The sequence below is a fragment of the Variovorax paradoxus genome (assembly GCF_009498455.1).
Lineage (GTDB): Bacteria > Pseudomonadota > Gammaproteobacteria > Burkholderiales > Burkholderiaceae_C > Variovorax > Variovorax paradoxus_H.
Genome location: NZ_CP045644.1, coordinates 198601 through 219598, shown reverse-complemented (window position 1 = coordinate 219598; position 20998 = coordinate 198601). Strand labels below are relative to the sequence as shown.

General features: G+C 67.3%; 24 protein-coding genes. 21 read left to right on the top strand and 3 right to left on the bottom strand.

Features of this window, described 5'->3' with window-relative positions:
• Nucleotides 1-4: 4 nt before the first annotated feature.
• From GFK26_RS01000 to hisA, 19 genes are all read left to right on the top strand, one after another.
• The gene (locus GFK26_RS01000) at nucleotides 5-1483 is read left to right on the top strand and encodes a glutamate synthase subunit beta (RefSeq protein ID WP_153280459.1); all 1479 of its coding nucleotides are present in this window, start codon (nucleotides 5-7) and stop codon (nucleotides 1481-1483) included.
• Nucleotides 1484-1548: 65 nt separating this feature from the next.
• Complete coding sequence (locus GFK26_RS00995; RefSeq protein ID WP_153280458.1) at nucleotides 1549-2412, top strand: ABC transporter ATP-binding protein; 864 nt, start codon at nucleotides 1549-1551, stop codon at nucleotides 2410-2412.
• Nucleotides 2409-3191 (top strand): lipid asymmetry maintenance ABC transporter permease subunit MlaE, encoded by a 783-nt coding sequence (gene mlaE, locus GFK26_RS00990; RefSeq protein WP_153280457.1) that lies wholly within the window; start codon nucleotides 2409-2411, stop codon nucleotides 3189-3191. Before GFK26_RS00995 ends, mlaE begins: the two co-directional genes overlap by 4 nt.
• 41 nt (nucleotides 3192-3232) lie before the next feature.
• Nucleotides 3233-3721, top strand: coding sequence for an outer membrane lipid asymmetry maintenance protein MlaD (gene mlaD, locus GFK26_RS00985; protein WP_153280456.1), 489 nt, complete (start codon nucleotides 3233-3235; stop codon nucleotides 3719-3721).
• A complete protein-coding gene (locus GFK26_RS00980) occupies nucleotides 3718-4467 on the top strand; it encodes a VacJ family lipoprotein (RefSeq protein WP_153280455.1) in 750 nt (249 codons plus the stop codon). Before mlaD ends, GFK26_RS00980 begins: the two co-directional genes overlap by 4 nt.
• Nucleotides 4468-4628: 161 nt before the next feature.
• Nucleotides 4629-5291 carry an MlaC/ttg2D family ABC transporter substrate-binding protein gene (locus GFK26_RS00975; RefSeq protein ID WP_153280454.1) on the top strand — a complete coding sequence of 221 codons (663 nt, stop codon included), beginning with the start codon at nucleotides 4629-4631 and terminating at the stop codon, nucleotides 5289-5291.
• A gap of 12 nt (nucleotides 5292-5303) precedes the next feature.
• On the top strand, nucleotides 5304-5579 hold the full coding sequence (locus GFK26_RS00970) for an STAS domain-containing protein (RefSeq protein WP_099795298.1): 276 nt from the start codon (nucleotides 5304-5306) through the stop codon (nucleotides 5577-5579).
• A gap of 33 nt (nucleotides 5580-5612) precedes the next feature.
• Nucleotides 5613-6560 carry an ABC transporter ATP-binding protein gene (locus GFK26_RS00965; RefSeq protein ID WP_056572761.1) on the top strand — a complete coding sequence of 316 codons (948 nt, stop codon included), beginning with the start codon at nucleotides 5613-5615 and terminating at the stop codon, nucleotides 6558-6560.
• 82 nt (nucleotides 6561-6642) lie between these two features.
• On the top strand, nucleotides 6643-7407 hold the full coding sequence (locus GFK26_RS00960; protein ID WP_153280453.1) for an ABC transporter permease: 765 nt from the start codon (nucleotides 6643-6645) through the stop codon (nucleotides 7405-7407).
• A gap of 19 nt (nucleotides 7408-7426) precedes the next feature.
• Entirely contained in the window at nucleotides 7427-7669 is a 243-nt protein-coding gene (locus tag GFK26_RS00955) for a BolA family protein (RefSeq protein WP_153280452.1), read from the top strand.
• Nucleotides 7670-7711: 42 nt separating this feature from the next.
• Entirely contained in the window at nucleotides 7712-9001 is a 1290-nt protein-coding gene (gene murA / locus GFK26_RS00950) for a UDP-N-acetylglucosamine 1-carboxyvinyltransferase (RefSeq protein WP_153280451.1), read from the top strand.
• On the top strand, nucleotides 8998-9639 hold the full coding sequence (hisG, locus tag GFK26_RS00945) for an ATP phosphoribosyltransferase (protein ID WP_116912190.1): 642 nt from the start codon (nucleotides 8998-9000) through the stop codon (nucleotides 9637-9639). The genes murA and hisG overlap by 4 nt, the downstream gene beginning before the upstream one ends.
• Nucleotides 9640-9650: 11 nt before the next feature.
• Complete coding sequence (gene hisD, locus GFK26_RS00940; protein ID WP_153280450.1) at nucleotides 9651-10973, top strand: histidinol dehydrogenase; 1323 nt, start codon at nucleotides 9651-9653, stop codon at nucleotides 10971-10973.
• 37 nt (nucleotides 10974-11010) lie between these two features.
• On the top strand, nucleotides 11011-11829 hold the full coding sequence (locus GFK26_RS00935; RefSeq protein WP_153280449.1) for a hypothetical protein: 819 nt from the start codon (nucleotides 11011-11013) through the stop codon (nucleotides 11827-11829).
• A gap of 11 nt (nucleotides 11830-11840) precedes the next feature.
• Nucleotides 11841-12221 carry a hypothetical protein gene (locus GFK26_RS00930; protein WP_153280448.1) on the top strand — a complete coding sequence of 127 codons (381 nt, stop codon included), beginning with the start codon at nucleotides 11841-11843 and terminating at the stop codon, nucleotides 12219-12221.
• A complete protein-coding gene (gene hisC, locus GFK26_RS00925; RefSeq protein WP_153280447.1) occupies nucleotides 12218-13321 on the top strand; it encodes a histidinol-phosphate transaminase in 1104 nt (367 codons plus the stop codon). Before GFK26_RS00930 ends, hisC begins: the two co-directional genes overlap by 4 nt.
• Complete coding sequence (hisB, locus tag GFK26_RS00920; protein ID WP_153280446.1) at nucleotides 13318-13935, top strand: imidazoleglycerol-phosphate dehydratase HisB; 618 nt, start codon at nucleotides 13318-13320, stop codon at nucleotides 13933-13935. The genes hisC and hisB overlap by 4 nt, the downstream gene beginning before the upstream one ends.
• A 19-nt stretch (nucleotides 13936-13954) precedes the next feature.
• Nucleotides 13955-14614 (top strand): imidazole glycerol phosphate synthase subunit HisH, encoded by a 660-nt coding sequence (gene hisH / locus GFK26_RS00915; protein ID WP_101490999.1) that lies wholly within the window; start codon nucleotides 13955-13957, stop codon nucleotides 14612-14614.
• A gap of 63 nt (nucleotides 14615-14677) precedes the next feature.
• Nucleotides 14678-15421 carry a 1-(5-phosphoribosyl)-5-[(5-phosphoribosylamino)methylideneamino]imidazole-4-carboxamide isomerase gene (hisA, locus tag GFK26_RS00910; RefSeq protein WP_153280445.1) on the top strand — a complete coding sequence of 248 codons (744 nt, stop codon included), beginning with the start codon at nucleotides 14678-14680 and terminating at the stop codon, nucleotides 15419-15421.
• 71 nt (nucleotides 15422-15492) lie between these two features.
• Here the strand turns inward: hisA and GFK26_RS00905 are convergent, their stop codons facing one another.
• A complete protein-coding gene (locus tag GFK26_RS00905; protein WP_153280444.1) occupies nucleotides 15493-16710 on the bottom strand; it encodes an MFS transporter in 1218 nt (405 codons plus the stop codon).
• 112 nt (nucleotides 16711-16822) lie between these two features.
• Between GFK26_RS00905 and GFK26_RS00900 the strand changes: the two genes are divergently transcribed.
• Nucleotides 16823-17761, top strand: coding sequence for a LysR family transcriptional regulator (locus GFK26_RS00900; RefSeq protein WP_153280443.1), 939 nt, complete (start codon nucleotides 16823-16825; stop codon nucleotides 17759-17761).
• Nucleotides 17762-17799: 38 nt separating this feature from the next.
• Here the strand turns inward: GFK26_RS00900 and GFK26_RS00895 are convergent, their stop codons facing one another.
• Nucleotides 17800-18702, bottom strand: coding sequence for an amino acid ABC transporter substrate-binding protein (locus GFK26_RS00895; RefSeq protein ID WP_153280442.1), 903 nt, complete (start codon nucleotides 18700-18702; stop codon nucleotides 17800-17802).
• 11 nt (nucleotides 18703-18713) lie between these two features.
• Nucleotides 18714-20021 (bottom strand): dicarboxylate/amino acid:cation symporter, encoded by a 1308-nt coding sequence (locus tag GFK26_RS00890; protein WP_153280441.1) that lies wholly within the window; start codon nucleotides 20019-20021, stop codon nucleotides 18714-18716.
• Between the two features lie 133 nt (nucleotides 20022-20154).
• Between GFK26_RS00890 and GFK26_RS00885 the strand changes: the two genes are divergently transcribed.
• Nucleotides 20155-20988 (top strand): D-hexose-6-phosphate mutarotase, encoded by an 834-nt coding sequence (locus tag GFK26_RS00885; protein ID WP_153280440.1) that lies wholly within the window; start codon nucleotides 20155-20157, stop codon nucleotides 20986-20988.
• The last annotated feature ends 10 nt before the right edge of the window (nucleotides 20989-20998 follow it).

Genomic DNA, 20998 nt, shown 5'->3' with positions numbered 1-20998 from the left:
CACGATGGGAAAAATCACCGGCTTCATGGAGCATGAGCGTGTCGAAGAGGGCTACAAGCCCGTCGAAGAACGCGTCAAGCACTACAAGGAATTCGTCGTCGGCCTGAACACCGACCAGGCCAAGGTGCAGGGCGCACGCTGCATGGACTGCGGCACGCCGTTCTGCAACAGCGGCTGCCCGGTCAACAACATCATTCCGGACTTCAACGACCTCGTGTACCGCGACGACTGGCAGAACGCCTTCGCGGTGCTCGACTCGACCAACAACTTCCCCGAGTTCACCGGCCGCATCTGCCCCGCACCTTGCGAGGCCGCCTGCGTGCTCAACGTGAACGACGACGCGGTCGGCATCAAGTCGCTGGAACACGCGATCATCGACCGCGCCTGGGACGAGGGCTGGGTTGCACCGCGCGTTGCCAAGCACAAGACCGGCAAGAAGGTCGCCGTGGTGGGCTCCGGCCCGGCCGGCATGGCCGCCGCGCAGCAGCTCGCGCGCGCAGGCCACGACGTCACGTTGTTCGAGAAGAACGACCGTGTCGGCGGCCTGCTGCGCTACGGCATCCCTGACTTCAAGATGGAGAAGTCGCACATCGATCGCCGCGTCGAGCAGATGAAGGCCGAAGGCGTGACCTTCCGCACCGGCGTCATGGTCGGTGCCGCGAAAGACCCGCTGGGCAAGGGCTCCAAGGTGACCAACCTCGCCAAGGAAACCATCACGCCCGAGCAGCTGCAGAAAGACTTCGACGCCGTGGTGCTCACCGGTGGCGCCGAGCAATCGCGCGACCTGCCCGTGCCGGGCCGCGACCTCGACGGCATCCATTTCGCGATGGAGTTCCTGCCGCAGCAGAACCGCGTCAACGCGGGCGACAAGGTCAAGGGCCAGCTGCGCGCCGAAGGCAAGCATGTGATCGTGATCGGCGGTGGCGACACCGGCTCCGACTGCGTGGGCACCAGCAACCGCCATGGCGCCGTGAGCGTCACGCAGTTCGAACTGATGCCGCAGCCGCCCGAAGAAGAGAACCGTCCGCTGACCTGGCCCTACTGGCCGATCAAGCTGCGCACCAGCTCCAGCCATGAAGAAGGTTGCGAGCGCGAGTTCGCCATCTCGACCAAGGAGTTCATCGGCGAAAAGGGCAAGGTCACCGGCCTGAAGACCGTGCGCGTCGAATGGAAGGACGGCAAGATGCAGGAAGTGCCCGGCAGCGAGCAGATCCTCAAGGCTGACCTCGTGCTGCTCGCCATGGGCTTCATCAGCCCCGTGGCCACCGTGCTCGACGCCTTCGGTGTCGAGAAGGACGCCCGTGGCAACGCGCGCGCCACGGTCGACTTCATTGGCGGCTACGCTACAAATGTGCCCAAGGTATTCGCAGCTGGTGACATTCGTCGCGGACAGTCACTGGTGGTGTGGGCAATTCGCGAAGGCCGGCAGGCTGCGCGCTCGGTCGACGAATTTTTGATGGGATTCAGCGACTTACCACGCTGATTTTTGTTTCAGTGAAGCGGCGCCGTTCGCGGCCCCGTTATCATCCGCGGAAACCGCATGCCGGGATGCCTCTCAGGGCGCCCGGCTTTTTTATTGTGATGGACCCAGCCACACCACCGTCTTCCTCCTTCGTCGAATTCCGCGATGTCTCGTTCGGCTACGGCGCGCGCGCGATCCTCGACGGCGTGTCGTTCTCCGTGCCGCGAGGCAAGGTGACGGCACTGATGGGGGCGTCGGGGGGCGGCAAGACCACCGTGCTGCGCCTGATCGGCGGCCAGCAACGCGCACAGCGCGGTGAAGTGCTGTTCGATGGCAAAGACGTCGGCCGCTTCGATGTCGCGACGCTGTATGCGGCGCGGCGCCGCATGGGCATGCTGTTCCAGTTCGGCGCGCTGTTTACCGACATCAGCGTGTTCGACAACGTGGCCTTTCCGCTGCGCGAGCACACGCAATTGTCGGAAGCACTGGTGCGCGACATCGTGCTCATGAAGCTCGATGCCGTCGGCCTGCGCGGCGCGCGCGACCTGATGCCCAGCGAGATCTCAGGCGGCATGGCGCGGCGCGTGGCGCTGGCCCGTGCGATCGCGCTCGACCCCGACCTCGTCATGTACGACGAGCCCTTTGCGGGGCTCGACCCGATCTCGCTTGGTACGGCCGCGCGGTTGATCCGCCAGCTCAACGATGCGCTCGGCCTCACCAGCATCATCGTGTCGCACGACCTCGAAGAAACCTTCCGAATCGCCGACCACGTGATCGTGCTGGCCAACGGCGGCATCGCCGCGCAGGGGCGGCCCGAGGAGGTGCGCGAAAGCGCCGATCCGCTGGTGCACCAGTTCGTCAACGCACTGCCCGATGGGCCGGTGCGCTTCCACTACCCGGGCGTCAGCATTGAAGACGATTTCGGCAACGGCGAAGGAGGGCGGTCATGAGCTGGTGGAAGCCCGCCGATGTCGGCTTTGCCGTGCGCAGTCAATTGGCTGGCATGGGCCACGGCGCCAAGCTCTTCCTGCGCCTGCTCGGTCCGGGCGCGCAGATCATGCGCCGCTTCGGGCTGGTGCGTGACCAGATCCATTTCCTCGGCAACTACTCGCTCGCGATCATCGGCGTGTCGGGGCTGTTCGTGGGCTTCGTGCTCGGGCTGCAGATGTATTACGCGCTGCAGCGCTACGGCTCCTCTGAAGCGCTCGGCCTGCTGGTCGCGCTGAGTCTCGTGCGCGAACTCGGGCCCGTGGTGGCAGCGTTGCTGTTCACCGGCCGGGCCGGGACTTCGTTGACGGCCGAAATCGGTCTGATGAAAGCCAACGAGCAGTTGAGCGCCATGGAGATGATGGCGGTCGACCCGGTGCAGCGCATCCTCGCGCCGCGCTTCTGGGCCGGCGTCATCACCATGCCGCTGCTGGCGGCCGTGTTCAGCGCGGTCGGCATCATGGGCGGCTACGTCGTGGGCGTGATCATGCTGGGCGTCGACCCGGGCGCGTTCTGGGGCCAGATGCAAGGCGGTGTCGATGTCTGGCGTGACGTCGGCAACGGCGTCATCAAGAGCATCGTGTTCGGCTTCACCGTGACCTTCGTCGCGCTGCTGCAGGGCTTCGAGGCCCAACCGACGCCCGAAGGCGTGTCGCGCGCGACCACGCGGACCGTGGTCATGGCGTCGCTGGCGGTCTTGGGGCTCGATTTCTTGCTCACCGCCATGATGTTCAGTATCTAAAGGGGCCCCGGCCCCATCGTTCTAGACAGAGAGTGCAAACCATGCAACGTTCCACCAACGACATCTGGGTCGGCCTGTTCGTGCTGATCGGCGGCGCCGCCTTGCTGTTCCTGGCGCTGCAGTCGGCCAACCTGCTGAGCCTGAACTTCCAGAAGACCTACACGGTCACCGCGCGCTTCGACAACATCGGCGGGCTCAAGCCCCAGACGGCGGTCAAGAGCGCTGGTGTGGTGGTCGGTCGTGTGGAATCCATCGCGTTCAACGACAAGGCCTTTCAGGCCGATGTGACGCTGGCGCTGCAAAACCGTTACAGTTTTCCCAAGGACAGCTCGCTCAAGATCCTGACCAGTGGCCTGCTCGGCGAGCAGTACATCGGCATCGAGGCGGGCGCCGAGGAAAAGAACCTGCAAGCCGGCGACACCATCACTGCGACCCAATCGGCCGTGGTGCTGGAGAACCTGATCAGCCAGTTCCTGTACAGCAAGGCCGCCGACGGGAGTACGGGGCCAGGAACAGCCAATAAGAAATGACCACACGACTTTTTTCGTCGACTGCTATCAAAAGTGTAGCTAATTCCGCCCGTTGGGCCGCTGCAACCCTGGGCTTCGCATTCGTCGCCGGATGCGCCACCGGATCTGGCGCGAGCCCGACCGACCCCTTCGAGCCGTACAACCGCGGCATGACGCGCTTCAACGACACCGTCGACGAAGCCGTGCTGGAGCCCGTGGCCACTGCGTATCAGAACGTGGTGCCTTCGCTGGTGCGCCAGGGCGTGACCAACTTCTTCAGCAACCTCGGCGACGTCTGGAGCCTGGCCAACAACGTGGCCCAGCTCAAGCTGCAGAACAGCGCCGAAACCTTCATGCGGCTGAACGTCAACACCTTCTTCGGCCTGGGCGGCCTGCTCGACGTCGCCTCCGAGGCGCGCCTGCCGCGCCACGAGGAAGACTTCGGCCAGACGCTGGGCTACTGGGGCGTGGGCGCCGGTCCGTACGTGGTGCTGCCGCTGTTCGGCCCCTCCACGCTGCGGGACACGATCGCCCGGCCGGTCGACATGTACGGTGACGCGCAGGGCCACATCCACGACATCGCCTGGCGCAATTCGCTGTCGGGCCTGCGTGTCGTGGACACCCGTTCGCGTTACCTGGGCGCGACCCGCCTGCTCGGCGAAGCCGCGCTCGACAAGTATTCGTTCACGCGCGATGCGTTCCTGCAGCGCCGCCGCAACCAGGTCTACGACGGCAATCCGCCGGACGACGACAACGCCGGCAAGTGATGGCGGCGTGGCGGATGGGAAGCCTGCTTGCATCCGGTTGCAAGGCTTCACCTCCGCTTCAGGAACCCGGTCGGCCTGAGGCCTGTCGAAACCGTTCCTGTCTCAGCACGGGGCCATTGGCTGCACCGTGCAGGGAAGACAATCAACCTGAGGGACTCACCATGAACAACAAGATCTTGCTGCAACGACGCGACATGGGCCGCCTGGCATTGGCCGGCGCGCTGCTGTTCGGCGCCGCCGCCGCCTTCGTGCACCAGCCCGCATTCGCGGCCGACGAGGCTCCCGACGCGCTCGTCAAGCGCCTGTCGACCGACGTGCTCGAGACCATCAAGGCCGATTCGTCGATCAAGGCCGGCGACATCAACAAGATCATGCTGTTGGTCGACAGCAAGATCATGCCCAACGTCAACTTCCAGCGCATGACCGCCTCGGCCGTCGGCCCGGCCTGGCGCCAGGCCACGCCCGAGCAGCAAAAGCGCCTGCAGGACGAGTTCAAGACCCTGCTGGTGCGCACCTACGCCGGCGCGCTCGACCAGGTGAGCGACCAGACCGTCACCATCCGCCCGTTCCGCGGCGCGGCCACCGACACCGACGTGCTCGTGCGCACCGAGGTCAAGGGCCGCGGCGATCCGGTGCAGCTCGACTACCGCCTCGAAAAGACGCCGGGGCAGGGCGCCGGCTGGAAGGTCTACAACCTGAATGTGCTGGGCGTCTGGCTGGTCGATACCTACCGCACCCAGTTCGCGCAAGAAATCAACAAGAACGGCATCGATGGCCTGATTGCCGCGCTGGCCGCGCGCAACAAGGGCAACGGCAAGGGCTGACGGGCGCACGCCATGCTGGTCCTTCCCTCCCGACTCACCCACGACGAGGCTCCTGCCTGCATGCGCATGCTGCAGCAGGGGCTCAAGGGCCAGACCGACTCGACGTCCACCGTGGTCGATGCCACGCCATTGGCCCAGTTCGATTCCTCCGCACTGGCAGTGCTGCTCGAGTGCCGGCGCGAATCGAGCGCGCTGGGTCGCAGCTTTTCCGTCAAGGGCCTTTCTCCCCGCCTGCGCGAGTTGGCTGCCCTGTACGGCATCGCGGGCCTTTTGCCCGCTGCGCCCTGAAAAAGTAACGGCCCCGTAAAATCGCGGGCTCCCATGCCCGCGATCTCATTCCAGTCGGTCTCCAAGACCTACCCTCCCTCCCGTCAGCAACGCGCCCAAGGCAAGCAAGGGCTGCGTGCGGTCGACGAGGTTTCCTTCCAGATCGAGCCGGGCGAGTTCTTCGGCCTGCTCGGCCCCAACGGCGCGGGCAAGACCACCCTCATCAGCATGCTCGCGGGCCTGTCGCGGCCCACGGCGGGCGCGATCAGCGTGCACGGTTTCGACGTGCAGCGCGACTACGCCGAAGCCCGGCGCCAGCTCGGCATCGTGCCGCAGGAGCTGGTGTTCGACCCCTTCTTCAACGTGCGCGAGTCGCTGCGCATCCAGTCGGGCTACTTCGGCATCAAGAACAACGAAGCCTGGATCGACGAGCTGCTGCAAAGCCTGGGCCTGGCCGACAAGGCCACCGCCAACATGCGCCAGCTCTCGGGCGGCATGAAGCGCCGCGTGCTGGTGGCGCAGGCGCTGGTGCACAAGCCGCCCGTCATCGTGCTCGACGAGCCCACGGCCGGTGTCGACGTCGAGCTGCGCCAGACGCTCTGGCAGTTCGTCGCCCGGCTCAACAAGCAGGGCAGCACGGTGCTGCTGACCACCCATTACCTCGAAGAAGCCGAGGCGCTGTGCAGCCGCATCGCGATGCTCAAGCTCGGCAAGGTGATCGCGCTGGACCGCACCAGCGAGCTGCTGAAGTCGGCCGCGAGCAACGTGCTGCGCTTCAAGACCGACGCGATGCTGCCCTGGGCCATCGCCCAGCACGCGCGCATCACCGGGCGGATCGTGCAGCTGCCGGCGCAGAACGCGCATGAAGTCGAACAACTGCTGGCCGCGATCCGCGAAGCCGGCGTCGCGGTGGAAGACGTGGAAATGCGCAAGGCCGACCTGGAAGACGTGTTCATCGACCTGATGGCGGGCGAGCAGACGCCGCTGGAGGTGTCGCGATGAGCGCCGCGCCGGGCCGCCCCAAGCAAGCGAAGCTCCCCCTCGGGGGGAAGCACGGACACGCAGTGCCGTGCAAGGGGGTCTCATGATGGCCGTCACCGGGTGGCGCGCGCTGCTCTACAAGGAAACGCTGCGCTTCTGGAAGGTCGGCTTCCAGACTGTCGGTGCGCCGGTGCTCACCGCGCTGCTGTACCTCATGGTGTTCGGCCATGTGCTCGAAGGCCGCGTGACGGTCTACGGCACCGTGGGCTACACGGCGTTCCTGATCCCCGGCCTCGTGATGATGAGCGTGTTGCAGAACGCGTTCGCGAACAGCTCGTCCTCGATCATCCAGAGCAAGATCATGGGTAACCTCGTGTTCGTGCTGCTCACGCCGCTGTCGCACTGGGGCTGGTTCTTCGCCTACGTGGGCTCCTCGGTGATCCGCGGCCTGGCGGTGGGCGTGGGCGTGTTCGCCGTGACCATCTTCTTCGCCGTGCCGAGCTTCGTGGCGCCGGTCTGGATCCTGGTCTTCGCGCTGCTGGGCTCGGCCATGCTGGGCACGCTCGGCCTCATCGCCGGGCTCTGGGCCGAGAAGTTCGACCAGATGGCCGTGTTCCAGAACTTCCTGATCATGCCCATGACCTTCCTGTCGGGCGTGTTCTATTCGATCGGTTCGCTGCCGCCGTTCTGGCAGAGCGTGAGCCATTTGAACCCCTTCTTCTACATGATCGACGGCTTCCGCTACGGCTTCTTCGGGGTGAGCGATGCCTCGCCCTGGCTGAGCTTCGGCATCGTCGGTTCCGCCTGGCTGGTGGTGAGCGCGATTGCCGTTCACCTCCTGCGCATCGGCTACAAAATCCGCGGTTGACCGCGACGTCCAAGACCCCATGACCGCTGACGAACTCCAGACCATCATCGCTGCCCATCTGCCGTGCGAGCACATCACGCTCGAGGGCGACGGCCGACATTGGTACGCGACCATCGTCTCGGCCGAGTTCGAGGGCAAGCGCGCCATCCAGCGCCACCAGCGGGTCTACGCCACCCTCGGTGCGAAAATGCACACCGACGAGGTGCACGCGCTCTCGATGAAGACCTACACGCCGGCCGAATGGGCGGCAGTGGGCAAATGACTTTCCTGCCCCTGCGGGCCTCCTGATTTCGCTGGATCCTTCATGGACAAACTTCTGATTCGCGGCGGGCGTGAGCTTCGCGGCGAAGTGCTCATTTCCGGCGCCAAGAACGCCGCGCTGCCCGAGCTGTGCGCGGCGCTGCTGACCGACCAGCCGGTGGTGCTGCACAACGTGCCGCGCCTGCAGGACGTGTCGACCATGCTCAAGCTGGTGCGCAACATGGGCGTGACGGCCGAGGCCGACGACAACGGCACCGTGCGCCTGAACGCCGGCGCACTCGGCAATCCCGAGGCTCCCTACGAACTCGTGAAGACCATGCGCGCCTCGGTGCTGGCACTGGGCCCGCTGCTGGCGCGCTTCGGCCACGCCAAGGTGTCGCTGCCCGGCGGCTGCGCCATCGGCTCGCGGCCGGTCGACCAGCACATCAAGGGCCTGCAGGCCATGGGCGCCGAGATCCTGGTCGAGCACGGCTACGTGGTCGCGCGCCTGCCCGAGGGTCGCACGCGGCTGAAGGGTGCGCGCATCCTGACCGACATGGTCACCGTCACCGGCACCGAGAACTTCCTCATGGCCGCCGCGCTGGCCGAGGGCGAGACGCTGCTCGAGAACGCCGCGCAAGAGCCCGAGATCATCGATCTGGCCGAAATGCTGATCCGCATGGGCGCGAAGATCGAAGGCCACGGCACCAGCCACATCCGCATCCAGGGCGTCGAGAAGCTGCACGGCTGCGAGCACGCCGTGGTGGCCGACCGCATCGAAGCCGGCACCTTCCTGTGCGCCGTGGCGGCCACGGGCGGCGAGGCCTTCCTGCGCCATGCGCGCGGCGACCACCTCGACGCCGTGATCGACAAGCTGCGCGACGCCGGCTGCACCGTCGTGACCGAACCCGACGGCATCCGCATCGGCTCGCTGGGCCCCGCGTACGACCACCTGAAGGCGCAGAGCTTCAGCACCACCGAATACCCCGGCTTCCCGACCGACATGCAGGCCCAGTTCATGGCCCTGAACGTCATTGCGCGCGGCGCTTCGATGGTCACCGAGACCATCTTCGAGAACCGCTTCATGCACGTGAACGAGATGGTGCGCCTGGGCGCGCGCATCCACGTCGAAGGCAAGGTCGCGATGGTCGAGGGCGTGCAACAACTCTCGGGCGCCACCGTGATGGCGACCGACCTGCGCGCCTCCGCCAGCCTCGTCATCGCCGGCCTCGTGGCCGACGGCGAGACGCTGGTCGACCGCATCTATCACCTCGATCGGGGCTATGACCGCATGGAATCGAAACTGCGCGGCCTCGGTGCCGACATTGAACGCTTGACGGGAGCCGCCGCATGATCACTTTGGCTCTTTCCAAAGGCCGCATCTTCGAAGAGACGATGCCCCTGCTGGCCGCTGCCGGCATCGAGGTCACCGAAGACCCCGAGAAGTCGCGCAAGCTCATCCTCGAAACCACCCGCCCCGACGTGCGCGTGGTGCTGGTGCGCGCCTCCGACGTGCCCACCTACGTGCAGTACGGCGGCGCCGACCTGGGCGTGACCGGCCTCGACGTGCTGCTCGAGAACGGCAACCAGGGCATGTACCAGCCGCTGGACCTGCGCATCGCGGCCTGCCGCCTCAGCGTGGCCGTGCGCAACGACTACGACTACGCCTCGGCCGTGAAGCAGGGCTCGCGCCTGCGTGTGGCCACCAAGTACGTGGGCCTGTCGCGCGACTTCTTCGCCAGCAAGGGCGTGCACGTCGACCTGATCAAGCTCTACGGCAGCATGGAGCTGGCGCCGCTCACGGGCCTGGCCGACGCCATCGTCGACCTGGTTTCGACCGGCAACACGCTCAAGGCCAACCACCTCGTCGAGGTGGAGCGCATCATGGACATCAGCGCCCGGCTGGTCGTCAACCAGGCCGCGCTCAAGCTCAAGCGCGAACCCATCCGCCGCATCATCGACGCCTTCGCGTCAGCCATTCCTTCCGCCTGAACCTCACGCCCATGACTCTGCAAGCAGCCCCCGCCCGACTGTCCACGAACTCAGCCAGCTTTGACGCTGAATTCAAGGCGCGGCTGCATTGGTCCGCAGACGCGGACGCTGCGATCGAGAAGGTGGTGGCCGACATCCTCGCCGATGTGCGCAAGCGTGGCGACGACGCGGTGCTCGAGTACACGAACCGCTTCGACAAGCTCGACGCGAAGACGCTGCCCGCGCTGGAGCTGACGCAGGCCGAGCTGAAGGCCGCCTTCGAAGCGCTGCCCGCCGTGCAGCGCGACGCGCTCGAAGCCGCTGCGCGCCGCGTGCGCAGCTACCACGAGGCGCAGAAGAAGGCCTCTGGCGAAAGCTGGAGCTACCGCGACGCCGACGGAACGCTGCTCGGCCAGAAGGTCACGCCGCTCGACCGTGTGGGCATCTACGTGCCGGGCGGCAAGGCCGCGTACCCGTCGAGCGTGCTGATGAACGCCATTCCCGCGCACGTCGCGGGTGTGGGCGAGATCATCATGGTCGTGCCCACGCCGAACGGCGAGAAGAACCAGTTGGTGCTGGCCGCCGCCTACGTGGCAGGCGTCACCCGCGCTTTCACCATCGGCGGCGCGCAGGCCGTGGCCGCGCTGGCCTACGGCACGGCCACCATCCCGGCCGTCGACAAGATCACCGGCCCCGGCAACGCCTACGTGGCCGCTGCCAAGCGCCGCGTGTTCGGCACCGTGGGCATCGACATGATCGCGGGCCCGAGCGAAATTTTGGTGCTGGCCGACGGTTCCACGCCGCCCGACTGGGTGGCCATGGACCTGTTCAGCCAGGCCGAGCACGACGAACTGGCCCAGAGCATCCTGCTGTGCCCCGACGCCGCCTACATCGACCGCGTGCAGGCCGAGATCGACCGCCTGCTGCCGACCATGCCGCGCGCCGAGATCATCGCTGCCTCGCTCAACGGCCGCGGCGCGCTGATCCACACGAAGAGCATGGAAGAGGCCTGCGAGATCAGCAACCGCATCGCGCCCGAACACCTCGAAGTGAGCAGCAGCGAACCGGGCCGTTGGGAGCCGCTGCTGCGCCACGCCGGTGCGATCTTCCTGGGCGCCTTCACCAGCGAGAGCCTGGGCGACTACTGCGCCGGCCCGAACCACGTGCTGCCGACCAGCGGCACTGCGCGCTTCTCGAGCCCGCTGGGCGTGTACGACTTCCAGAAGCGCTCCAGCCTCATCGAGGTGAGCGAGGCCGGCGCCCAGGTGCTGGGCCCGATCGCCGTCACGCTGGCCGAAGGCGAAGGCCTGCAGGCGCACGCCGAAGCCGCGCGCATGCGCCTGCGTAAGATCTGAGGCTCCAACAACCCCGCTTCAGGGAGGAGCACGCCAGATGATTCAACGCCTCTATCGTTCGCGATTTTTCCGGTTCGCCACCGGCCTCGTTGCAGGTGCCGCCTTGCTGGCCGCCTGCACCCAGATGCCGCAGACGCGCACCCAGACGGCCGCGATGTCGGCAACCCCCAGCGCCGCCCCCGCGCCCGCACAACTGGGCACGCAATGGGGCGAAGGCATCGAATCGAAGACCCGCACGGTGGCTGCCAAGCGCCTGTCCGACCAGCCCGACGACGTGGCTTCGGTGGGCTACAACGAAGCGTCCGCCGTGCGCCGCGACGTGGGCAGCAACCCCGAGCGCCGGCTCAACCTGCAGCTGGCCCAGGGCGACATCGAATGGTCGGTGCTCGACGAGAACGACCGCCCGCTGCCGTTGCAGCGCGCACGCCGCAGCGGCAATGACATGTTCCGCCTCGCCGGCGTCGAAGGCGCGCGCTACACGCTGCGCTTTCGCAACCTCAGCGACCGCAGCTACGAAGTGATCGCCACCGTCGACGGCCTGGACGTGCTCAACGGCAAGCCCGGTAGCCTGCGCAACGGCGGCTACGTGCTGCGCCCGCAGCAGACCCTGAACATCGAGGGCTTCCGCAAGAGCCAGAGCGAAGTGGCCGCCTTCCGTTTCGCCACGCCGGGCCGTGCCTACGCCGCCAACACCGAGGCCGGTGACGTGCGCAACATCGGCGTCATCGGCGCCGCGCTGTTCGAGCTCGAGGAGCCGAATGTGCCGCGCCGCACGCGCCGTGATGCCTCGCCGTCGCAGCCCAGCGCCTTCCCGGCCGACGGCGCGTACGCCCCGGCGCCGCGCTACCGCAAGTAAGCAGCGAGGCCATGCAACGCGCCGCCGTCCTGCTGTTGCCGCGCCTGCCGGCGCTGCTGCTCGCACTGGCGGCCGGCGTGATCGGCGTCGGTGCGCAGGCCATGAGCATCCGCGAGCTGCGCACGCTCGAAGCCGGTGAAAAAGACGGCAAGGCCTACGCCAGCTACTACCTCGTCGGCGTGCTCGAAGGCCTGCGCGAAGGCGTCGAATCGTCACAGCGCAACGGCCAGCTGCCGACGTTCTGCGTCGAGGGCCGCCGCCTCGAACCCGCGATGGCCCGCTCGCTCTACCAGACCGAGCTGAGCCGCCACGCCGACAGCTACGAAGCCGACATGCCCGTGCAACTGGTCATGGCCGGCGCCCTCCGCAACAGCTACCGCTGCACCCGATGACCGTTTCCGACTCTTCCGCTTCCGACAACCGTCTGCCGCTCGACCGCATCCGCGCCGACGTGCGCGCCATGCACGCCTACGCGGTGCAGGACGCGCGCGGCTTCCTCAAGCTCGATGCGATGGAGAACCCCTACGGCCTGCCGCCCGCGCTGCAGGCCGAACTGGGCGCGCGCCTGGGCGCGCTGGCGCTCAACCGCTACCCCGGCGACCGCGGCGCCGACCTGCAGCGCGCGCTGGCCGCGCACGCGGGCCTGCCCGAAGGCTTCGGGCTGATGCTAGGCAACGGCTCGGACGAACTCATCTCGCTGCTCGGCATCGCCTGCGACCAGCCCGGCGCCGCCGTGCTTGCGCCCGTGCCCGGCTTCGTCATGTACGCCCTGAGCGCCCAGCTGCAGGGCCTGCGCTTCGTCGGCGTGCCGCTCACGGCCGATTTCGAACTCGACGAGGCCGCCATGCTGGCCGCCATCGCGCGCGAGAAGCCGGCCATCGTCTACCTCGCCTACCCGAACAACCCGACCGCCAACCTCTGGGACGACGCCGTCATCGAGAAGATCGTGCAGGCCCAGGGCGCGCAGGGCGGCCTGGTGGTGATCGACGAGGCCTACCAGCCCTTCGCCGCCCGCAGCTACATCGACCGGCTCGCGAAGCACCGCCACGTGCTGCTGATGCGCACGCTGAGCAAGTTCGGCCTGGCCGGCATCCGCCTGGGCTACCTCATGGGCCCCGCCGCGCTGGTCGCCGAGATCGACAAGGTGCGCCCGCCGTACAACATCAGCGTGCTCAACTGCGAGGCCGCGCTGTTCGCGCTGGAGCACGCCGCGGTGTTCGAGGCACAGGCGCGCCAGATCCGCGAAGGGCGCGACCAGCTGATGGCCGCGCTGGCCCGTCTGCCGGGCGTGAAGACCTGGCCCAGCGACGCCAACATGATCCTGCTGCGCGTGCCCGATGCCACCCGTACCTTCGAGGGCATGAAGGCCAGCGGGGTGCTGGTGAAGAACGTTTCTAAAATGCATGAACTGCTCGCCAACTGCCTGCGCCTCACCGTCGGAACGGCCGACGAGAACGCGCAGATGCTGGCGGCGCTCGAAGCCTCACTATGACCACCCCCACGACCCCGGGCAGCACCGATCGCATTGCGACGGTCTCCCGCAACACCGCCGAGACGAAGATCACGGTCAGCGTCAACCTCGACGGCACCGGCAAGGCCAAGCTCTCCACGGGCATCGGCTTTTTCGATCACATGCTCGACCAGATCGCCCGCCACGGGCTGATCGACCTGGACATCCACTGCGAGGGCGACCTGCACATCGACGGCCACCACACGGTGGAAGACGTGGGCATCACGCTCGGCCAGGCCGTGGCCCAGGCCATCGGCGACAAGAAGGGCATCCGCCGCTACGGCCATGCGTATGTGCCGCTGGACGAAGCGCTGAGCCGCGTCGTCATCGACTTCTCGGGCCGCCCGGGCCTCGTGATGCACGTGCCCTTCACCAGCGGCATGATCGGCACCTTCGACAGCCAGCTCACCTACGAGTTCTTCCAGGGCTTCGTGAACCACGCCTTCGTCACGTTGCACATCGACAACCTGAAGGGCGTGAACGCGCACCACCAGTGCGAAACCGTGTTCAAGGCCTTCGCCCGTGCCATGCGCGGCGCGCTGGAGCTCGATCCTCGCTCCGTCGGCGTCATCCCCTCGACCAAGGGCTCGCTCTGACCTCCGGTCGCGAACAGCTATGAAATCAGTAGCAGCCAATTCCGTCGCCGTCGTCGACTACGGCATGGGCAACCTGCACTCCGTGTCGCAGGCCGTGCGCCATGCGGCCGACCAGGTGGGCGTGGAGGTGTTCGTCACCTCCGACCCCGACGTGGTCCGCAAGGCCACGCGCGTGGTGCTGCCGGGGCAGGGCGCCATGCCCGACTGCATGCGCGAGCTGCGCGACTCGGGCTTGCAGGAGTCGGTGCTCGAAGCCGCCGCCAACAAGCCGCTTTTCGGTGTGTGCGTGGGCATGCAGATGCTGCTGTCGCGCAGCGACGAAGGCCCGACCGACGGCCTGGGGCTCATTCCCGGCGAGGTCATCAAGTTCGACCTGGCCGGTCGCCTGCAGCCCGACGGCAGCCGTTTCAAGGTGCCGCAGATGGGCTGGAACCAGGTGCGCCAGGCCCAGCCGCACGCGGTGTGGGCGGGCATTCCGGACCAGAGCTACTTCTATTTCGTGCACAGCTTCTACGCGCGCCCGGCCGATGCCCGGCACAGCGTGGGCGAGGCGGATTACGGGGCATGCTTTACCGCAGCCATCGCACGCGATAACATTTTTGCCACCCAGTTCCACCCGGAGAAGAGTGCGGACCATGGGCTGCAGCTGTATCGCAACTTCCTCCACTGGAATCCCTGAACCTTTTTTCCCGACCGGGCCGAACCCTCCACAGCCCGGCTTTCGCACACTCGCGCCACTTCCATGCTCCTCATTCCCGCCATTGATCTCAAAGACGGCCACTGTGTTCGCCTCAAGCAGGGCGACATGGACCAATCCACGGTCTTCAGCGAAGACCCCGCCGCCATGGCCCGCAAATGGGTCCAGGCCGGCGCGCGCCGGCTGCACCTGGTCGACCTGAATGGCGCTTTCGCCGGCAAGCCGCAGAACCACGCGGCCATCAAGGCGATCCTGAAGGAAGTCGGCGACGACATCCCCGTGCAGCTCGGCGGCGGCATCCGCGACCTGGACACCATCGAGCGCTACATCGACGACGGCCTGCGCTACGTGATCATCGGCACCGCCGCGGTCAAGAACCCCGGCTTTCTGAAGGACGCCTGCGTGGCCTTCGGCGGCCACATCATCGTGGGCCTGGATGCCAAGGACGGCAAGGTCGCCACCGACGGCTGGAGCAAGCTCACGGGCCACGAAGTCGCGGACCTGGGCAAGAAGTTCGAGGACTACGGCGTCGAATCGATCATCTACACCGACATCGGCCGCGACGGCATGCTCTCGGGCATCAACATCGACGCCACCGTCAAGCTCGCGCAGGCGCTGACCATCCCGGTCATCGCCTCGGGCGGCCTGTCGAACATGGCCGACATCGACCAGCTCTGCGCGGTCGAATCCGAGGGCGTCGAGGGCGTGATCTGCGGTCGCGCCATCTACTCGGGCGACCTCGACTTCGCCGCCGCCCAGGCGCGCGCGGACGTGTTGGCCGGCGCCTGACGCCTTTCTGCCTCTGCGCCAGCCCGGATGCACCGGACTGGCGAGGGGTGAATTGCCTTCGATTCTTGAGACTACGCCGCCTTGCGCGGCCAGAGGCGAACCGCCAGCGCGGCGGCAGCCGTAGCGGTCGCCAGCGCAGTCACGCCAGCCCAGCCCCATTCGGAAAGCGCCAGCGCACCCAGCGCTGACCCCGCCGCCATGCCGATGAACATGCTGGTGAACAGCACCGCATTCAGTCGGCTGCGCGCACCGGGCTCAATGCCGTAGACGATGGTTTGGTGCGCGATCAGCGTCGCCTGCATGCCCAGATCGAAGCCGATTGCGGCCAGCGCCAGCAGCCAGAGCTGTGCATGCGGTGCCATCAGCGGCGCCAGTCCCATGGCTGCGAATGACACCACTGCAAGTCCGGCGCCCAGGCGCGTCACCAGCTCCGGTCCGCGCCGGTCGGCGAGCCTCCCGGCCAGCGGTGCTGCCAGCGCGCCCGCTGCGCCGGCCAAGCCAAAGGCGCCGGCCGCCGCGCTGCCCAGGTGGAAGGGCGCGCCGTGCAGCATCACCGCGAGCGTCGACCAGAACGCGCTGAACCCCACCGCCAGCAGCCCCTGGGCCAGCGCCGCGCGGCGCAGCGTGCCGTGGCGCGACCACAGGGTGCCCAGCGAACCGAGCAGCGCGGCGTAGGCCAGATGCGTGGTCGGCCGGAAGCGCGGCAGCCCGCGCCAAGCGGCGGCGCCGATGAGTGCGATGCTGGCCGCCGCCGCGATGAACATCGCGCGCCAGCCGAAGTGCTCGGCCACGAAGCCGCTCACCACGCGCGACAGCAGGATGCCCAGCAGCAGCCCGGTCATCACCGTGCCGACCGTCTTGCCGCGCGTGGCGTCGGGCGCCAGCGTGGCGGCGGCGGGCACGATGTCCTGCGCCATGGTGGCCGCCAGCCCGATCGCCAGGCTGGCCGCGAGCAGCACGCCGATCGACGGCGCGGCGCCGGCCACCAGCAGCGCGGCGCACAGCGCGGCCGCCTTGATCAGCACGATGCGGCGCCGGTCGAAGCGGTCGCCCAGCGGCGCCAGCAGCAGGATGCCCAGCGCATAGCCCAGCAGCGTGAGCGTGGGAATGAAGCCCACGGCGCGGGTGGACGCGCCGATGTCGGCGCCCAGCACGCCGAGCATCGGCTGCACGTAGTAGAGCGACGCCACCGACAGCCCCGCGCCGGTGGCCAGCAGCAGCACCAGCGAGGCCGGCAGGTCGCGGCCCTGCGCTGCGACCGATGCATGCGCACTTTGAATGGAAGACATGGCGTTAACCCTTGAATATCGAAGCAAGGGATGAAATGTGCCCTTTGAGAGCTTTGCTTGGTAGTCCCGGCGACCGCACAATGTCTATACGCTGAATGCATAAAGCAAAGCCATGCCCGTTTCACCCGCCGTCGATCGCATCGAACTGATGCAGACCTTTGTCCACATCGTCGAGGCCGGCAGCCTGTCGGCGGCCGCGCTCCAGATGGGCGCGACCCAGCCCACCGTGAGCCGCCGCTTGCAGGCGCTGGAGCGCTCGCTGGGCGTGCGGCTGCTGCGCCGCTCCACGCACGCCATGAAGCTCACGGAGGACGGCGAGCGCTGCTACGAGCGCGCCAAGGAGCTGATTGCCGACTGGCACGCCTTCGAGGCCGACCTGCGCGGCGTGGGCGACGAGCCCGAGGGCACGCTGCGCGTGGTGGCGCCGCATGCGCTGGGCCAGGCGCTGCTGGTCGGTCCGCTGGCCGGCTACCTGCGCGCCTACCCGCGCGTGTCGGTCGAATGGCTGCTGCACGACCGGCGGCCCGATTTCATCGCCGAAGGCGTCGACTGCGCGATCCAGGTGGGCGAGGTGACCGACCCCATGGCCGTGGCGGTCAAGCTCTCGGAGGTGCCGCGCCTCGTGGTGGCCGCGCCGTCGGTGCTCGAAGGCCGCACGCCGCCCACGCACGCGGCCGAACTCGCCGCGCTGCCGTGGCTTGCGCTGCGCACCTTCTATCGCAACGAGGTGCTGCTCACGCATCGGCCGACCGGCGAAACCGCGCACGTGCCGATCCGCCCGCGCATGAGCACCGACAGCCTCTATGCGCTGCAAAGCGCGGCCCGCCTGGGCCTGGGCGCCTGCCTCGGTTCGACCTGGCTGCTGAAGGCCGACATCGATTCGGGACGGCTGGTGCAGCTCGTGCCGCAATGGCAGGTGGCGCCGCTGCCCGTGTACCTGGTCTATCCGCATGCGCGCTTCCAGCCCGCGCGCCTGCGCCGTTTCATCGAGACGATGCGGCTTGCATTGGCCGACCCGATGGGCCGGGCCTGGGAGGCGGGAGCGGCCTGAACGAGTTGAGCGCTGGCGGCCCTGCGGTAGCGGTCGACCTACTCGGCCTTCACCGCCATCGTCTGGATGATCGTTTCCAGCTGCGCGCTCATCGGCAGGTTCATGCTTTCGCCCGAGGGCAGCTTGCGCATGAACCAGCGCTTGTACTGCCGGTGGATCTCGCCGTCTTCCGCCAGCACCTGGAAGGTGTCGATCACCACCTTGTTCAGCTGCGCATCGCCCTTGCGGTACATGACGGCGTAGGGGTCGTAGGAGAGAAAGTCGCCCACCACCTCGTACTGCGCCTTGGCGGCGTCGCGGGCGATCAGGCCGTAGAGCAGCACGTCGTCGGTGGCGAAGGCGTCGGCCTGGCCGTCCTTCACGAGCGCGAACGACTCAGCATGGTCGCGCGCCACCTTCAGGTCGATGTTGAGCTTGAACTTCTGCGACAGGTCGCGCAGCGTCTTCTCGTTGGTGGTGCCGGCCGTCACGGCCACCTTCTTGCCGGCCAAATCGCGGAACGACCGGATCGGCGCGCCCTTCTTCACCAGCACCTTGGTGCCCGAGACGAACATCGTCGGCGAGAAAGCCACGCGCTTCTGGCGCTCGAGGTTGCTCGTGGTGGAGCCGCACTCGAGGTCGACCTGGCCGTTCACGACCGCGTCGATACGCGAGTCGGAGGTGACGGGCACCCACTGGATCGCGAGGCTCTTGTTGACCGTGTCTTCGATGGCGGTGACCAGCGCGCGGCACAGCTCGATGGAATAGCCGATTGGCTCCTTGCGCGCATTCAGGTACGAGAAAGGCACCGAAGCCTCGCGGTAACCGATGGCGATCATGCCGCTCTCGCGCACCTTGGCCAGCGTGCCGCTGAGCACGGTGGGCGCCTGCTCCTGGGCCAGCGCTGCCGTGGCCAGCAGCGACAGGGCCCAGGCGGCGAGCAGGCGGGCAGGGCGTTGCATGGCCGCGTGCCTCACGCGTGCGCCGGGTGGGCGAGGGTGGCCGCAGCCTCCTCGTCGAGCGCCTTGGCGTTGACCTCGGCGTCGCTCTCGGACAGCAGCTCGCCCTCCCACTTCGCGACCACGGCCGTGGCGATGGAATTGCCCACCGCGTTGGTGGCCGAGCGGCCCATGTCCAGGAAGGTGTCGACGCCCAAAATCAGCAGCAGGCCGGCCTCGGGAATGTCGAAGTGGTTCAGCGTGGCGGCAATCACCACCAGCGAGGCGCGCGGCACGCCGGCCATGCCCTTGGAGGTGAGCATCAGGATCAGCAGCATCGTGATCTGCGTGCTGATCGGCATGTGGATGTCGTAGGCCTGCGCGATGAACAGCACGGCGAAGGTGCAGTACATCATCGAGCCGTCGAGGTTGAACGAGTAGCCCATCGGCATCACGAAGCTGGAGATCTTGCGCTTCACGCCGAAACGGTCGAGCGCCTGCAGGATCTTCGGGTACGCGGCCTCGGAGCTTGCGGTGGCGAACGAGAGCAAAAACGCTTCCTTGATGAGCACCAGCAGCTTGAACACGCGCGGCCCCAGGAACAGCAGGCCGGCCATGATGAGCACGCCCCACAGCACGAACAGGCCCAGGTAGAAGTCGCGCATGAACACGGCGAACTTGATGAGAATGCCCAGGCCATTCACGGCCACGGTGGCGGCCATGGCGGCCAGCACCGCCAGCGGCGCGAGCTTCATGACGTAGCCCGTGATCTTGAGCATCGCGTGCGACAGCTCCTCGATGGCGGCCACCAGCGTCTTGGCCTTGTCGCCGAGCGAGGCCAACGCCACGCCGAAGAACATCGAGAACACCACGATCTGCAGGATCTCGTTGTTGGCCATCGCCTCCGCGAACGACTTGGGCACCGTGTGACTCACGAAGTCCTTGAAGGTGAACTTGTTGGTCGCCAGGTTGGCCGAGGCGCCGATGTCGGGCAGCGGCAGGCCCAGGTTCTCGCCGGGCTTGAGCACGTTGGCCATGACCAGGCCGATCACCAGCGAGATCAGCGACGCGGTGAGGAACCAGCCGATCGCCTTGCCGAACACGCGGCCGACCGACTTGGCGTCGCCCATGTGTGCGATGCCTACCACCAGCGTGGAGAACACCAGCGGGCCGATCAGCATCTTGATGAGGCGCAGGAAGACGTCGGAGATGATGGAGACGTAGTCGGCGACCTCCTTGGCGGCCTTCTTGTCCGGAAAGCTCGTGAAGATCATGTAGCCAACGATGATGCCGAGCACCATGGCCATCAGGATCCAGGCGGCCATCGGCAGCTTTTTCTTCATGCGTATCCCCTTGAGTCGTGTGAGAGTGGTTCTTTTCGAGTGCACGGGACCGACCCGGCACAGGGTATCCAAGAAAGGCGCAGGCACGCAATGGCCCGCTGTCAGGATGCGGCGGCTGCCTACAATTCCTCACATGGACATCCGCTCGATCGAGTTTCGAGGCCAGCCGGCGTTGCACGCCGAGGCGGCCGATGGCAGCACCCTGACGGTCGCGTTGCATGGCGCCCAGGTGCTTTCCTGGGCCCCGGCCCGCGGTGGGGAGCGACTGTATCTGAGTCCGAAAGCCGTTTTTGACGGCCAAACAGCCATCCGCGGCGGCATTCCCCTGTGCTGCCCCCAGTTCAACCAGCGCGGCATGCTCCCCAAGCATGGCTTCATGCGCAATCTGCCTTGGATTCGCGAGGAATCGGGCGCGTCCGACACGCTGCGGCTCGTGCTGCGCGACAACGAAGCCACCCGCCGGCTCTGGCCGCATGCCTTCGAGGCGCGGCTGGACGCCACGCTCGCGGCCGGCCAGCTGCGCACCGCGCTCACCCTGACCAACACCGGCGACGCGCCCTGGCCGTTCTCGGCCGCGCTGCACACCTACCTGCGCGTGGACGACATCGCCGCCGTGCGCCTCGAAGGCCTGCAGGGCGCGCCGCGCTGGGACGCCGTGCGCGATGTGCGCCAGACCGAAACGGCCGCCGCGCTGCAGTTCGACGCCGAGTTCGACAGCGTCTACACCGCCCCGGCGCAGCCGCTGCGGCTGGTGCAGCCCGGCGGAACGCTCGAAATTACCCAGAGCGACACCTGCACCGAAACCGTGGTCTGGAACCCTGGCGCCGCGCTCGGTGCGACACTCGCGGACATGCCCGCAGAGGGCTTCCGCCACATGCTCTGCGTCGAAGCGGCCCGCATCGACGAACCCGTCGTGCTGGCCCCCGGCGCCCAATGGCAGGGCTGGCAACAGCTCCGCGTTCTCTGATTTCCTTCCG